Here is a 15837-nt window from a genome sequence, read left to right on the forward strand (position 1 = left end):
GTCGAGCTGTTCCGAAAACAGCTACTAAAGATGGGGCTACAGGGTATCAGAATCACCCCGTGCAGACAATGCAGTTGGCAGCCATTTGAGTGCAAAACCGCTGCCTTTTTTTTCACTTTGCCAGCCCTCACAGATGCAGATTCCCGGCAACGCGACAATCTCATCGTCAACCACACATACCGGCCATGAGCTTCGCTGCCAGGCAGGAATATGATGCTCCTGAAATAATTTTTTCAAACTGCATGAACCACCCCGCCCGACGGGCCTGCAGCGATCCCCATCAGAACGGTTGCGCAGAGTCACACCAGTCAGACTTTTTAACCCGCCCGGGGCTTGACTGCGAACCACTTGCAGCACTCCCTGAGCGGTCTGCACGCTCTCTTCACTGAGTGACCGGTTGCCCCAATCAATGTCGGCCTGCTCCGGCTGCAGAACAATATCGCCCTGATAGCGCCGCACCTGAAACGCCCCCAACTGAACAACCGGCTGGCGGTCATGCGCCGCCGCAATCAGCTGCATAACACTCTGTATCTGCCGCTCGCCAATGGAGACTCCGGCCCTGAGACACCAGAAGCGCAGCAGATTTGCTCTTCGCGACCGGCTCAGGTCCAGCAGTGCCTGACACTCCAGCCCTTCACCAGAACCGACACTATGAAGATCAATCTCTGCCAGATCCCTGTGCAGTTGTTCAGCGTCTCGGAGATACCCCGCAGTATCCGCCCAGCGACGGGAAAAACCGGGCCAGCGGGTCTGCAACAAAGGCAGCACCTTATGTCTGAGGTAGTTGCGATCGTAGCTAAGATCGCTATTACTGGGATCGTCAATCCACTGCAGCTGTTGCGCCTGAGCCCAACTATGCAACTCCTGTCGGGTGATATTCAATAGCGGCCGGTAAAGCTCGGCCTGCCCCAGCCTGCGGCTATCGGGCATACCGGCCAGCCCTCGCACCCCCGCCCCCCGCAGTAAACGGAACAGCATGGTTTCCGCCTGGTCATCCAGATGGTGGGCCAGCAACAGGCAATCACCGGGCTGCAGCAACTGCCCGAATAGCTGATATCGGGCATTACGGGCAGCCTGCTCCAGACTGGAGCCCTCATCAACAACTACTTTATGACTGACAAAAGAGAGCTTCAGCGAGCCGGCAAGACGCCCACAAAAGTCGCTCCATTGCGCTGACTGAGACTGCAACTGGTGATCAATATTAACCACCAGCAGTTGCTCCGCGGGCACTGACCTGGCCGCCAGATGGAGCAGCACCACCGAATCCAGCCCACCACTCAGGCCAACCACCCAGCGGGTTACCCTGCTGCGCCGGTCTTTAAGCTGCTGATCGAAGTAGGACTGAAGATCTTTCATATCGGTTTTCTATCATTGCCCTGGCTCATGACTGACAGGCAAAAAAAACCGCCGGTGTCGCCGGCGGTTGCTGTATTACTGGCTAATGCCGTAGGACATAAGTCGCTGGTAGCGTCGCTCCAGCAAATCGTCCTGCTCAATATCTGACAATCGCTCCAGCGTCTCCAGCAGATGTTTCTTGAGGTTAGCTGCCATCAGCGCGTGATCCCGGTGAGCACCACCCAGAGGCTCATCAACAATCTGATCCACCAGCCCCAGCGCGTGCAGACGATCCGATGTCAGCCCCATCGCCCGGGCGGCATCGGGCGCTTTATCAGCGCTTTTCCACAGAATAGATGCACAGCCTTCCGGAGAGATAACAGAGTAGGTGGAGTATTGCAGCATCATCAATTCATCACAGACACCGATCGCCAGGGCCCCACCGGAACCGCCTTCGCCTACCACAGTGGCAACAATCGGCGTATTCAGTCGGGACATTGCCGCCAGGTTGAATGCGATCGCTTCAGACTGACCCCGCTCCTCAGCATCGATACCGGGATAGGCTCCGGGGGTATCAATAAAGGTAAGGATCGGCATCTTAAAACGTTCGGCCATCTCCATCAGACGCAGCGCTTTACGATAGCCCTCAGGACGCGGCATGCCGAAGTTGCGACGCACCTTTTCCTTCACTTCACGGCCTTTCTGATGGCCAATCACCATCACCGGACGCCCTTCCAGACGCGCAATACCACCCACCAGAGCCCGGTCATCTGCAAAGTGACGGTCACCGTGAATCTCTTCAAACTCGTCGAAAATCAGCTTAACGTAATCCAGAGTGTAAGGACGCTGCGGGTGACGGGCGATCTGGGAGATCTGCCATTCGCTCAGGTCGCTGAACAGGGATTTGGTCAGCGTGCGGCTTTTTGCCTGCAACTTTGAGATCTCTTCCTCAATGTTCAGTTCATTGTCATCGCCAACCAGACGCAGCTCTTCAATCTTGGCTTCCAGGTCTGCAATTGGCTGTTCGAAATCCAGATAGTTGGGATTCATGTATTGATATTCCGTAAGTTTGCTTCGTTCCGGCCGGGACGCAGTAGCAACTAAAGATCAGCCGACGATAAAAATTGGCCTAATTCTACCCTGTGTGGAGACTAAGAACCACCCTGATCAGTAGCGAATTCTGACTGCATCTCCGCCAAACTGGTCTTTCAGCTTGAGCAACAACTCGTCGCTGGGTTTCACCTGCCACGCCTCACCAAGACAGAGCGTTGCAGAGGCATTATCGCTGCTGTAACGCAACGCCACCGGCATATTCACATCACCTTTATGGGCCTGAAGCAGCTCGCCAAAGGATTTCAAAGGCCGCTCTTTCAACTGCGAGCTATCGCAGTCGATCTCAATCTGACGACCATACCGGGCGCGGCACTGGGTTATATCCACAACCTTATTACCCCGCACCTTGAGTTTATCGGTGCCGGAATAACTATCGATGGTAATCTCGCCTTCGATCAGCAGTATCGCATCCTTGTTGAGCATGGTGCGGTATTCGTCATACGCTTCACCGAACAGCGAGACCTCAATTCTTGAGGTGCGGTCATCCAGCGTGACAAAACAGAGCGAGTCCCCTTTTTTGGTTTTCTTCACCCGCACGTCCACCACCAGGCCCAGCATTTTCTGCTGCTGACCCCGCTGAGGCACCAGCTCTACGATCCGCCGGGAGATAAAGTTAGGCAGTTCCGCCTCATACTCATCGATCGGATGTCCGGTTACATAGAGCCCCAGAGTATCCTTTTCTCCCTGCAGACGCTCCTTATCGGTCCAGCTCCTGAGCTTCATATATTCTGCATAGGGATCACGGGGCTGTTCAGCTTCAACCTCACCAAAGAGGTCAAACATGCCCGCGCTCTGATTACGCTCGGACTGATCTGCTGCCTTCAGCGCTTCACCGATGGAGGCCCACAGCTGGGCACGATCCGGCCCCAGATGATCCAGCGCACCCGAGCGGACTAACGCTTCCAGCACCCGCTTATTAAGCTTTTTACTGCCGACACGCTTGCAGAAATCAAAGATATCGCTGAAGTGGCCACCCTGATTTCGCGCCTCGACAATCGCTTCAATGGGGCCTTCACCGACGCCTTTAATCGCCCCCAGACCGTATACAATCTCACCCTTATCATTCACGGTGAACATGTACTCGCCCCAGTTAACATCCGGCAACACCAGCGGCAACTTCATGGTGCGACACTCTTCGATAAAGATCACCACCTTATCGGTGTTCTGCATATCAGAGGAGAGTACCGCGGCCATGAATGGCGCAGGGTAGTGTGCTTTCAGCCAGGCGGTCTGATAGGAAACCAAAGCATAGGCAGCGGAGTGTGATTTGTTGAAACCGTAACCGGCGAACTTCTCTACCAGGTCAAAGATATTGCCGGCCAGATCCCGGTCGATACCATTAGTTTCACAGCCATCCAGGAATACCGCCCGCTGTTTAGCCATCTCTTCGGGTTTCTTCTTACCCATTGCCCGGCGCAACATATCCGCGCCACCGAGGGTATAACCTGCCATCACCTGGGCGATCTGCATGACCTGTTCCTGATACAGGATGATGCCGTAGGTCGGCTCCAGTACCGGTTGCAGAATATCCAGTTGATAATCGGCGTGGGGATAGGCCAGCTCTGCCTGCCCATGCTTACGCAGGATAAAGTCGTCCACCATCCCCGACTGCAGCGGGCCGGGCCGGAACAGCGCCACCAGCGCGACAATATCTTCAAAACGGTCAGGTTTCAGGCGTCGGACCAGATCCTTCATACCACTGGATTCCAGCTGGAATACTGCGGTGGTTTCTGCAGATTGCAGCAGATTAAAGGTGGCTCTGTCCTCCAGATCGATCAGCGCAATATCGAGAGGTTCTTCACCGTTCCTGGCGCGGATCCGGTCGATGGTTTTCACCGCCCAGTCGACGATTGTCAGTGTTCGCAGCCCGAGGAAGTCGAACTTAACCAGCCCGGCTTCCTCCACATCGCTCTTATCAAACTGAGTTACCAGGCCGTGACCAAACTCATCACAGTAGGTGGCCGAGAAATCGGTCAGTTTAGTCGGGGCAATCACCACACCACCGGCGTGTTTACCCACGTTACGGGTCAGTCCCTCCAGCTTGAGGGCCATCTCCATGATCTCCTGAGCCTCTTCACTGGAGTCGACAAACTCCTTCATCAGGGGCTCTTCCGCCATCGCCCGGCTCAGGGTAATACCCACCTCAAAGGGGATCAGCTTGGACAAACGGTCGGCCAGACCAAAGGCTTTACCCTGCACCCGGGCAACATCCCGCACCACCGCCTTAGCCGCCATAGTACCGAAGGTGACAATCTGCGATACCGCATCCCGACCATAAGTTTCAGCCACATAGTCGATAACCCGGTCACGGTTATCCATACAAAAGTCGATATCGAAGTCGGGCATCGATACCCGCTCCGGGTTGAGGAAACGTTCGAACAGCAGGTCGTACTCCAGCGGATCAAGGTCGGTAATCTTCTGCGCATAGGCGACCAGAGAACCAGCACCTGAACCCCGGCCTGGGCCCACCGGCACACCGTTATCCTTACCCCACTGAATAAAGTCCATAACGATCAGGAAGTAACCGGGAAAACCCATCTGGGTGATAATATCCAGTTCGAATCTCAGCCGCTCTTCGTATGGCCTGCGCTTCTCGGCATAATCCGGATCATTTTTATCCAGCAAAATATCCAGACGCTCTTCCAGCCCCTTCCAGGACACCTCGGCAAAAAACTGATCCATGGTCATCCCATCCGGGATGGGATATTTCGGCAGATAGTAGGTGCCCAGATCCAGCTCTACATTACAGCGCTTGGCGATCTCTACAGTGTTGCTAATCGCAGAGGGGATATCACTGAACAGCTCAGCCATCTCTTCGGCGGTGCGCAGATACTGCTGTTCGCTGTAGTATTTTGGTCGGTGAGGGTCTTCCAGAGTTCGCCCCTGGTTGATACACACCCGCACTTCATGTGCTTCAAAATCCTCCGGCTTGAGGAACATCACCTCATTGGTGGCAACCAGTGGGCAACCCGTCTCATGGGCCAGTTGGACCGAGGCATGGACACAGTTTTCATCACCCGGGCGTCCGGTACGCTGAATTTCCAGGTAGAAACGATCAGGAAATATTGCTTGCCACTGTTCCACTACGGCCCGGGCAGAATCATTGTCCGCCAGCGCCCGTCCCACTTCCCCATCTTTTGCGCCCGAAAGCGCGATAACTCCCTCGGCGCGCTCAGCGATCCAGCTTTTTTTCAGTAACGCCCGTTCAGGCTGAATGTTCTGACCTTTCTCATAGGCCAGGGAGATCAGCTCCATCAGATTGCGGTAGCCTTTCTCATTCATGGCTAGCAGCGTCATCCGATGGGGAGTTGCCTCCGGATCGGTCTCATTTTCGATCCAGATATCTGCGCCAAAAATCGGCTTTATTCCCGCCCCGGTAGTCGCTTTAAAGAATTTAACCAGCGCAAACAGGTTGACCTGATCGGTAATAGCGATAGCGGGGATCTGCTGATCTTTCGCAACACTCACCAGCTCTTTAATGCGCACCAGTCCATCAACCAGTGAATACTCAGTGTGCAGTCGAAGATGTACAAATGCCGGGTCTGTCATTTCAGCTCATTTATTCAGTGATAATTGTGGGTTAAAGCAACTCTGCTACGGGCCTGAAGCTGCGCCGGTGTTCCGGCAATGGGCCCAGCAGACGCAACCGTTCCATATGCAGCGCGGTCGGATAGCCCTTATGGCGGGCAAAACCATAATCCGGGTAACGCTGATCCAGCTCCGCCATCTCCCGGTCACGGTAAACCTTAGCCAGAATCGATGCAGCGCTGATAGCGGGCTCTTTGAGATCACCTTTGATAATCGCTTCAGACGCACAGGGTAAACCCGGCGGACAACGATTACCATCGATCAGGGCAAGCTCAGGCACAACACTCAGTTGAGTTACCGCCCTTTGCATCGCCAGCATCGTGGCATGGAGGATATTCAGTTCATCGATCTCCGCCGGGGTTGCCCAGGCAATTGACCAGGCCAGCGCCCGTTCCTGAATCAGCGGAAACAGCTGCTCCCGCTTCTTTTCGCTTAGCTTTTTGGAATCTGTCAGGCCATCGACAGGCCTGGCAGGGTCAAGGATAACCGCTGCGGCAACCACATTACCAATCAATGGCCCCCGCCCCACCTCATCGACGCCCGCGACCAGTCGTCCGGCAGAGAAATCAAACCCCAGCGTTTCCACTCAGCCTCCCTTTGGATTGCAGCAAGCGGACAATCGCATCGGCCGCTTTTTTACTGGCATCCTGACGCAGTTGCAGGTGAATCTCATAAAAACGCTGTTTCAGCGCACTCTGTTCTTCGCTATCGAACAACGCCTGCTCAATGGCCGGCCCCAGTATTTCGGGGCGCACATCCTTCTGCAGAATCTCAGGAACCAGAGGCGCATCTGCCAGCAGATTAGGCAGAGAGATATACTGACTGCTGAGCAAACGGGAGATAATCATATAGGTGAGCGGTGCCATCCGGTAAGCCACCACCATTGGCTTTTTCAACAGTAACGCTTCAAGGGTCGCGGTACCCGATGCGATCAGCACCGCATCCGCAGCAGTCAGCACCTCCCGGGAACGTTTCAGTACCAGTTTGATCGGCAGATCACTATAACTGCGGTCGAGCAGCGCTCTGAGGTGATCGTAACGCTGCTGATTAGCTGCCGGCATTACAAAGACCAGATCAGAGTTGCGCTTCAGTAACCAGCGAGCCGTATCGAGAAAGGGTTCAGCCAGATATTTCAGCTCACCACCACGGCTGCCGGGCATCAGCGCGACAATCTGTTGCTCAAACGGCAGACCCAGGTCTGCCCTGGCAGTTGCCTGATCCGGTTCAAGAGGGATCATGTTTGCCAGAGGATGGCCGACAAATTCTACGGGCATCGCATGTTGCTGATAAAACTTCGCTTCAAACGGAAACAGCGTCAGCATCAGATCGGTGGTTTTGAGGATTTTAAATACCCGTTTACTGCGCCAGGCCCAAACCGACGGACTGACATAATGGACCGTTGGAATACCGGCAAGACGCAACTTGCCTTCAAGATTGAGGGTAAAATCCGGGGCATCAATTCCGATAAAGATATCCGGGCGCTGCTGAGAAAAGTGCGCCACCAGTGATCTGCGGATCCTTAGCAGCTCCCGCAGCCGACCCAGCACCTCAACCAGCCCCATCACCGACAATTTCTCCATAGGATAAAGGCTGCGGCACCCCTCAGCCTGCATCAGCTCACCACCGATGCCTTCGATCTCAATCTCAGGAAAACGTTGTTGCAGTTCTGCCAGCAGCCCGGCACCCAGAATATCTCCCGATGCCTCTCCTGCTACGATACCGATGCGCAGGGTAGCCATACCCTAGCGAATGATGCCCCGACTGGAGGCTTTGAGTGAGTCCGACAACAGCTGAAGCTCGGGAGTTTCAGCCACCAGAGGATCGAGCTGAGCAATCGCCTGCTCCAGCTTCAGCCCCTGACGGTAGATAATCTTATAAGCACGCTTGATATTCTGAATAGCCCCGGCAGAGAACCCCCGCCGCCTCAGGCCTTCGGCATTAATACCGTGCGGCTGAGCGCTATTGCCATTAGACATTACAAAAGCAGGAATATCTTTCAGCACCACACTGCCGGCACCACACATACTGTGAGAACCGATCAGACAAAACTGATGCACCGCGGTGAAACCACCCAGAATAATGTAATCACCCAGATGGACATGCCCGGCCAGGGCACAGTTATTCGCCAGAATATTCTGGTCACCGACAATGCAGTCGTGCGCCACGTGAACATTCGCCATAAACAGATTATGGCTGCCAATCACGGTAATGCTATTGTCCTGGATGGTACCCCGGTGAACCGTACAGCCTTCACGGAAGACGTTATGATCCCCGATCAGCAGCTCTGTTGGCTCACCGTTATACTTTTTATCCTGGCAGTCTTCACCAATACTGGCGAACTGATAGATATGATTATGTGAACCGATTTTCGTCGGCCCCTTGATAACCACGTGAGAATGGATTTTAGTCCCGGGACCGACCTCTACATCGGGGCCGATAAAGGTCCAGGGCCCCACCTCAACATCATCGGCCAGCCGGGCCGACGGATCTATAATGGCGCTGGAGTGGATCAACTTTAAACCTTTCTATCTGCACAAAGAATAGTTGCTGAGCTTGCCAGCTCTCCATCAACTGTAGCACGAACATCGAATTTCCAGATACCCCGCTTTTCAGAAACGATGGTAGCTTCCAGCTGCAGTCTGTCACCTGGCACTACCGGCCGCTTGAAGCGGACCTTATCGGAACCAACAAAATAGTATATTGATCCATCCTGCGGGGTTTTATCCATGGTTTTAAAGCCGAGAATTCCGGCAGCCTGCGCCATCGCTTCAACGATAAGCACCCCCGGCATGACCGGGTGGTCCGGGAAGTGACCATTAAAGAAGTCTTCATTCACGGTAACGTTCTTATAAGCGACGATCGATTCACCAGGTACCAACTCCACCACCCGGTCTACCAGGAGGAAAGGGTAACGGTGAGGTAAATATTTGCGGATCTCTTTTACATCCATCATCATTCAGGCTGACCTTCAGTATGCTGCTTTACAATATTTTCTAAACACTTAACCCGACGAGACAGTTCATCCAACTGACGAAATCTCACCACATTACGTTTCCATTGCTGATGGGGTTCCATCACCGTACCGGAAGAGAAGACACCCGGCTGCAATATAGATTTACTGACCAGTGTCATCGCCGTGATATGGGTACCATCAGCGATCGTCAAATGCCCGGCAATGCCAACACCACCAGCGATAGTACAATTTTTCCCTATCCGGGCGCTACCTGCGATCGCTGTACAGGCGGCAATTGCCGTATTATCGCCGATATTGACGTTGTGACCGACCTGTATCTGGTTATCCAGTATCACGCCATCACCAATCACCGTATCATCCAGCGCGCCCCGGTCGACTGTCGTGCCGGCACCAATTTCGACCCGGTCACCCACTCGAACACTGCCCAACTGATAAATCTTAATCCATTCGCCATTATCGCTGGCAAAACCGAAACCATCGGCACCGATCACTGCACCACTGTGGATCACACACGACGCACCTAGCCGGACCTCATGATAGAGGGTCACATTGGCTGCAATACGGGTATTCTCTCCGATCACGCAGTTGCTACCGATGACACTATTTGCACCAATCGCCACTCCAGAACCGATCTGCGCACCGTCGGCGATAACCGCATTTGCGCCGATGGTCAGGTGATCACCCAGCAACGCAGTAGGACTGATCTGCGCCGCAGGACTAATTCCGCTGCCGGTCTCTGACAGGCCACAAAACAGCGCAGTGGCTCTGGCATAGGCTATATATGGGTCGGCAACTACCAGCGCAATACCGGCCACAGCATCACGATGCTCAGCCCGCACCAACACAGCACCAGCCCTGCAAGCAGAGAGCTGATGCTGATAACGACCACTGTGTAAAAATGACAGCTGATGCTCTGTTGCCGATTGCAGTGTTCCTATGCCTTCGATCAGGCGATCAGAGTCAACAGGCTCAGCCTCTAACAGAATGGCCAGTTGCGATACGGTAAAAGGAGGATGAACCATCGACCGCTTACTGCTTATCCAGCAGCTCTACAACCTTGGCGGTAATATCCAGCTCTGGCTTGACATAGTAAGTAGCCTCTTTGCTGACGATCATATCATAGTCCCCTGACCCAATCAGATCATCAATCACAGCATCCAGTTTCGGCCGCATCTGTTTCAGGAACTCTTCGTCACGCTGACGCTGCTTCTGCTGCAGCGCCTGCCCCAGGCGCTGGTATTCACCATAGGCTTTCTGAAACTGTACCCGCTGCTGATCCTGCACCTCTTTCGACTGAGTATCCTGGCCCTTTTTGATCTCATCCTGAATCTTTTTTACCTGGGCTTTGAGGTCTGACAACTGTTTCTGTTCACTGCTAAACTCTGAACTCAGTTTATCACGATAGGCTTGAGCCGCTTTGCTGTTCATAAGAGCCTGCTGCACACTGAGGGCCGCCACTTTTTCAGCCATGGCATTGAAGCTGAACACCAGCCCTACGATAAGTATCAGTGATCGAAACATAGTCATTCTCCTTAGAAGGTTCGTCCAAGAGCAAATTCAAAGAACCGCTCGTCATCTGTATCTTTAGCATTCAACGCCTTAGACAGGGCAATAGAGATCGGCCCGATTGGCGTCAGCCAGCTAAACCCGAAACCAGTAGTGAAACGCAGCTCATCCAGTTTGATGCCATTATCACAACCTGAATTTCCGACAGGACACTCCGTGAGGTAGACATTACCGGCATCAGCAAACAACAGTGTCCGCATCGAACTGGAGTCTTTTATAAAAGGAACAGGGAAGATCAGCTCGGCGCTCATATCAAGCGCCACATTGCCACCGAACGGATCATCTTTAGAATCACGAGGGCCCAGGGAGTTGGAGTCAAACCCACGAACAGAACTGAGACCACCGCTGTAATAGTTTTTAAAGAAAGGGTATTCGTTGTCGCCCAGTTTTCCGGCGAAGGCGATGCGTCCACGCACAGCTCCGATCAACCCCTCGTTGTCTTCGCTCAATGGGTAATAGATGCGTCCCTTATACTGCTCTTTATGGTAGGAGAGATCGCTACCGGGAATGCCTATCTCTATCGAAGCACTCTGCGAATACCCCTCGGTAGGGAAAATCTTCCGGTTCAGATGGTTATCACTCCAGCTAAGCTGGACGTTGAAAATATTAAAGCTGTCGCCTTCCAAATCTATATAGTCTGTTACTTCCTGTGAAACATCGTTCGAAGGCTTAACTTTGATCCCTTCATAGTTCAGACCGAAGTTGAGGCGCTGATAATCATCCATGGGATAACCGAAGTTAACCCCGGCCCCCAGGGTATCGGTGGAGTAGTTACTGACGTTCTCCTCGTCATAGTTGGTTTCGCGGGAGAAGATGTTATAGCCCCGACTAACACCATCAACGGTATAATAAGGCTCGACATAACTGAACTTGTATTCGGTAATCGTATCACTCTGAGTGATACCAAAGCCGACACTGTTACCAGACCCCAGAAAGTTATCCTGCTCGACACTCAGGTTGAGAATCGCGCCGCTGGTCTGGGAGAAACCGACACTGGCAGAGAAGTTACCGGTATTGTCTTCAATAACACTGTATTCCAGATCCACCTGATCATCGGTACCGGGTACCGGTGCGGTTTCCACATTTACATCTTTAAAATAACCGGTCTGCGCAATACGCTGTTTGGAGCGTTCGATGGCAGCAGAAGACACCAGACCACCTTCCATCTGCGACATGGAGCGGCGGGCTACCACATCTGCGGTTTTTGTATTCCCTTTTATCGAGATGCGGCGCACATAGGTCAGCTTACCCGGGGCGATAAAAAACTGCAGATTAACGGTATTATCATCATTAATCTTAGGCACCGGGCTGACATTGGCAAACAGATAGCCTTTATCGCCCAGCTTACGGACCAGCGCATCCTGAGACTCGGTCATTTCGCGGCGGGAGAAGGTAGCCCCCTTAGCGATGGTGATCGTATCCAGCAACTCCTGTTCATCCAGCACCAGATCACCGGCAACAGCCACATCGCCAACGGAAAACTTCTCACCCTCGGTCACACTGACCGTGATGAAGACGTGTTTCTTATCCGGTGACAACGAAACCTGAGAGGAATCGATAGTAAAGTTGATATAGCCCCGATCCAGATAATAGGAACGCAGACGTTCCAGATCGCCGGCCAGTTTTTCCCGCGCGTATTTATCAGAGTCACTGAAAAAGTCCCAGAACCCGGGCAGCTTGAGAGAAAACTCATCTTTCAGTTCCTCATCGCTGAACACCGTATTGCCAACGATATTGACATGCTGGATGGTCGCTACCTTGCCTTCCTTGATATCAATATTCAGCGCCACACGATTTTCAGACAGTGGCTCTACCTCTGCTTCTATCGCCGCACCATAGCGCCCCTGTCCCGCATACATGCGCAGCAGATCCTGACGAATTTTTTCCAGGGTTGCCCGCTTAAAGACATCGCCCTCACGCAGGCCGTTTTGCTTCAACCCCTCCAGCAACGCGTCATCTTCAAGCACCTTATTCCCTTCCAGGCGTATCAGACTGACAGCGGGACGCTCCTGAACCCTGACGATCAGCACATTACCATCACGGGCGATGCGGATATCATCAAAATAACCGGTGCGAAATACCCTTCGGGTCGCCTCGGCAATCTCGCTCTGATCGACATTCTGCCCCGAGTCGATATCAAGGTTTCGCAGCACCAGGCCGGGTTCCACCCGTTGCAGCCCTTCCAGGCGCACATCTTCCACAGTGAATGATTGCGCACTAACAACCGCTGAAAACAGTGCCAGGGAAAAGAGAAGTCCGATTCTGATCTTCATGAACTGGTTCTTATATTGGATAGAAAATTTAAAGTCGCATTAGATCATTAAAAATAGCGACGCCCATAAGCGAAAACAAAACTGCCATTCCGATTCTTAAGCCAATCATCTGCACCTTCTCAGAGACTGGCCGCCCCCGTAGAAGCTCTACTGAATAATACAGCAGATGCCCACCATCCAGCATGGGGATTGGCAACAGGTTAAGAATACCGAGACTGATACTCAGGTATGCCAGAAATCCGGCAAACGCCTCTACGCCCGAAGCCGCAGAAGCGCCTGCCACTTTAGCAATGGTTATCGGTCCACTCAAGTTTTTTACCGACAGAACCCCTTCCAGCATCTTCCAGATTGAATCGAGGGTGAGGCTGATCATCTGCCAGGTTTGTGAAAACGCTCTGCCAATCGATTCGACAACACCGTAACGCACCTGACGTAACATTTCGGGCGGCCATTTAACCGGCATAACCCCCGCGCCAACATAGCCGACCACACCCTCTGCTTCAGACTTTTCATCCGGAGTAACCGTTATACTGAATCGCTGTCCCTCACGCTGCAGCTCCAGTTCAAGTGCCCGACCGGGATTCTCACGAATAATATCGACCAGTTGCCCCCACTCAGTCACTGGCTGATTATCAATTGCGACAACCCGGTCACCCACAAGCAGGCCCGCTTTTGCTGCCGCACCTGCCTCCACCACTTGCCCAATAACAGCAGGATGAACCGGCCGATAGGGCTGAATACCCAGTGCCGACAGAGGGCTTTGCGTTTCCGGATTAAAATGCCAGTCAATCAGGCTCAACTGATAGCCCTGCGGCTGACCGCTGAGCCCCTTCCGGGCCGTCAACGGAACAGATATCGATTCACCGATATAGGTTGCCATCGCCAGATTAATCTCATCCCAGGAATGGATTTTTCGCCCGGCTATGGTGAGAATCTCATCGCCCGGTTGCAACCCGGCCCGCTCCGCCACACTACCGGCGGCAATACTACCGATGACGGGTGCTACTTTTTCAACACCTGAAACCAGCATCGCCCAGTATACGATCACTGCAAACAGAAGATTGACCACAGGGCCTGCCGCCACGATGGCGATGCGCTGCAGAACAGGTTTGCGATTGAACGCCTGATCCAGAAGTTCAGGCTCAACTTCGGTTTCACGTTCATCCAGCATCGACACATAACCGCCGAGAGGAATCATAGCAATCACATATTCCGTATCGCGACGATCACGCCAACTGACCAGTGGCTTACCGAAGCCGACAGAGAAACGTAAAACTTTGACGCCACAACGTCTGGCCACCCAGAAGTGGCCATATTCATGGATGGTTACCAGAATCCCCAGGGTAACAATCAGTGCCAGTACCGTATTTATAATTTCCATCATTCCTCAGAATCAGCCAATCGCTAACAGCTGCAGCCCCACGACAAACACCGGTGCAGCTGCGGTAATACTGTCGATACGATCCAGTATCCCCCCATGACCGGGCAGCAAGCGACTGCTATCTTTAATGCCCCGATGCCGCTTGAGCATACTTTCAAACAGATCACCCAGCACCGAGGCCAACCCGGCAATCATCGCCATCAGCAACAGATAGACTCCGGTTAGCAGATCAAGTTCAAGATAGAAAACAAAACAGAGTGATATCAGGGCACAGGAGGCCAGCCCGCCCCACAAACCCGCCCTGGTTTTACCGGGACTGACATTGGGAGCCAGCTTAGCACGCCCCCAGGTTTTACCGGCGAAATATGCACCGATATCAGCCCCCCAGACCAGCAACAACAGCATCAGCAACAACACCCCACCTCTGGGTAGATGATGCAGACTGACCAGCGCCATCCAGCTGGAGGTTAACACCAGAATACCGATCAGCGCCCGCTGCCAGGTAGCTTGCCAGCCTTTCGCGGAGGGGTATTGCACAACCCAGTAGGCAGCGAGCCCCCAGAAGATCACGGCGACAGGAAGAACCCCGCCAAAGAGTGCATCCGGCGAATAATAATTAAGGGTAGCCATCAGGGCTGCAATAAGAGAGGTATATGCAAAGCGCACAGCAGGTGCAGCCAGAGCAGACAGATTAGCCCACTCCCAGGCAGCCAAAAGAATAATCGCCGCTACAAACAGTTTAAACACTTCAAAGCTGGAGAGGAAAAGCCCCGCCAAAACCAACGGTGCCAGCAGGACAGCGGTCCAGACCCTCTCTTTAAGCATTATCAGCCTCTATCTGTTCACTGGTTTTACCAAAGCGACGCTCCCGGGTTGCATAGCTTTGAATCGCAGCACCCAGAGCATTTTTGTCGAAATCAGGCCACAGCAGATCACTGAAAAAATACTCACTGTAAGCCATCTGCCAGATCAGGAAGTTACTGATGCGCTGCTCCCCGGCGGTGCGGATACACAGATCAGGGGGCGGCAGATCACTCAGACACACCATCGAGCCAAGCAGCTCGGCATCGAGATGCTCCGGGGTAAACTGCCCGTCAACACAACCCTGTGCAAAGCGTTTCGCCGCCTGAACAATATCCCACCGTCCCCCGTAGTTGGCAGCCACATTGACGATCAGCCCTGTATTAGCAGCGGTCAGCAGCTCAGCTTTATCAATCTTCTTCTGCAACGAACTGCTGAAGCGACTCTTATCACCGATAACCCGCAAACGGATATTGTGCTTATGAAGTTTCTTCACCTCGCGATCAAGCGCCAGGGCAAATAACTCCATTAACCCTTTTACTTCGAGCGGGGGGCGCTGCCAGTTCTCACTACTGAAAGCAAACAGCGTCAGCACTTCCACGCCCAGTTCAGCGCACCCCTGTACCACACTGCGGACGCTTTCTACACCGGCCCGGTGACCCGCCAGACTACCTTTTCCATGCTTTTTCGCCCACCGGTTATTGCCATCCATAATGATCGCAATATGTCGCGGGACAGACTTCCCCACAGGCAGACTGAGCTGTAATTTTTCCGACATATCAGACGCCAGCGACATCCCTACAGGA

At 53.3% G+C, this 15837-nt stretch carries 13 protein-coding genes; all 13 read right to left on the reverse strand.

All coding sequences use genetic code 11. The features are described 5' to 3' along the window. Positions 1-36: 36 nt before the first annotated feature. Positions 37-1356 (reverse strand): tRNA lysidine(34) synthetase TilS, encoded by a 1320-nt coding sequence (gene tilS / locus JW499_RS06910; protein ID WP_205209911.1) that lies wholly within the window; start codon positions 1354-1356, stop codon positions 37-39. Between the two features lie 75 nt (positions 1357-1431). Further along, positions 1432-2385, reverse strand: a complete 954-nt coding sequence (accA, locus tag JW499_RS06915) for an acetyl-CoA carboxylase carboxyl transferase subunit alpha (RefSeq protein ID WP_091360597.1) — start codon at positions 2383-2385, stop codon at positions 1432-1434. 117 nt (positions 2386-2502) lie between these two features. Then, on the reverse strand, positions 2503-5997 hold the full coding sequence (gene dnaE, locus JW499_RS06920; RefSeq protein ID WP_205209912.1) for a DNA polymerase III subunit alpha: 3495 nt from the start codon (positions 5995-5997) through the stop codon (positions 2503-2505). A gap of 31 nt (positions 5998-6028) precedes the next feature. Beyond that, a complete protein-coding gene (gene rnhB / locus JW499_RS06925) occupies positions 6029-6622 on the reverse strand; it encodes a ribonuclease HII (RefSeq protein ID WP_205209913.1) in 594 nt (197 codons plus the stop codon). After that, positions 6603-7775 carry a lipid-A-disaccharide synthase gene (lpxB, locus tag JW499_RS06930; RefSeq protein ID WP_205209914.1) on the reverse strand — a complete coding sequence of 391 codons (1173 nt, stop codon included), beginning with the start codon at positions 7773-7775 and terminating at the stop codon, positions 6603-6605. The genes rnhB and lpxB overlap by 20 nt, the downstream gene beginning before the upstream one ends. Before the next feature lie 3 nt (positions 7776-7778). Then, positions 7779-8549, reverse strand: coding sequence for an acyl-ACP--UDP-N-acetylglucosamine O-acyltransferase (gene lpxA, locus JW499_RS06935; protein ID WP_205209915.1), 771 nt, complete (start codon positions 8547-8549; stop codon positions 7779-7781). A 2-nt stretch (positions 8550-8551) separates the two neighbouring features. Continuing rightward, positions 8552-8992, reverse strand: a complete 441-nt coding sequence (fabZ, locus tag JW499_RS06940; RefSeq protein WP_205209916.1) for a 3-hydroxyacyl-ACP dehydratase FabZ — start codon at positions 8990-8992, stop codon at positions 8552-8554. Further along, positions 8989-10032 (reverse strand): UDP-3-O-(3-hydroxymyristoyl)glucosamine N-acyltransferase, encoded by a 1044-nt coding sequence (gene lpxD, locus JW499_RS06945; RefSeq protein ID WP_205209917.1) that lies wholly within the window; start codon positions 10030-10032, stop codon positions 8989-8991. The genes fabZ and lpxD overlap by 4 nt, the downstream gene beginning before the upstream one ends. Before the next feature lie 7 nt (positions 10033-10039). After that, positions 10040-10531: an OmpH/Skp family outer membrane protein gene (locus tag JW499_RS06950; protein ID WP_205209918.1), complete on the reverse strand. Its 492-nt coding sequence runs from the start codon at positions 10529-10531 to the stop codon at positions 10040-10042. 11 nt (positions 10532-10542) lie between these two features. Next, positions 10543-12849 carry an outer membrane protein assembly factor BamA gene (bamA, locus tag JW499_RS06955; RefSeq protein ID WP_205209919.1) on the reverse strand — a complete coding sequence of 769 codons (2307 nt, stop codon included), beginning with the start codon at positions 12847-12849 and terminating at the stop codon, positions 10543-10545. 28 nt (positions 12850-12877) lie between these two features. Beyond that, a complete protein-coding gene (gene rseP, locus JW499_RS06960; RefSeq protein ID WP_205210012.1) occupies positions 12878-14230 on the reverse strand; it encodes a sigma E protease regulator RseP in 1353 nt (450 codons plus the stop codon). Positions 14231-14242: 12 nt separating this feature from the next. Further along, positions 14243-15055 (reverse strand): phosphatidate cytidylyltransferase, encoded by an 813-nt coding sequence (locus JW499_RS06965; RefSeq protein WP_205209920.1) that lies wholly within the window; start codon positions 15053-15055, stop codon positions 14243-14245. Further along, positions 15048-15809, reverse strand: coding sequence for a polyprenyl diphosphate synthase (uppS, locus tag JW499_RS06970; protein WP_205209921.1), 762 nt, complete (start codon positions 15807-15809; stop codon positions 15048-15050). Before uppS ends, JW499_RS06965 begins: the two co-directional genes overlap by 8 nt. Positions 15810-15837: the final 28 nt, after the last annotated feature.

Origin of the sequence: Amphritea pacifica (genome assembly GCF_016924145.1) — a bacterium.
In the GTDB taxonomy this organism is placed as follows: Bacteria; Pseudomonadota; Gammaproteobacteria; order Pseudomonadales; family Balneatricaceae; genus Amphritea; species Amphritea pacifica.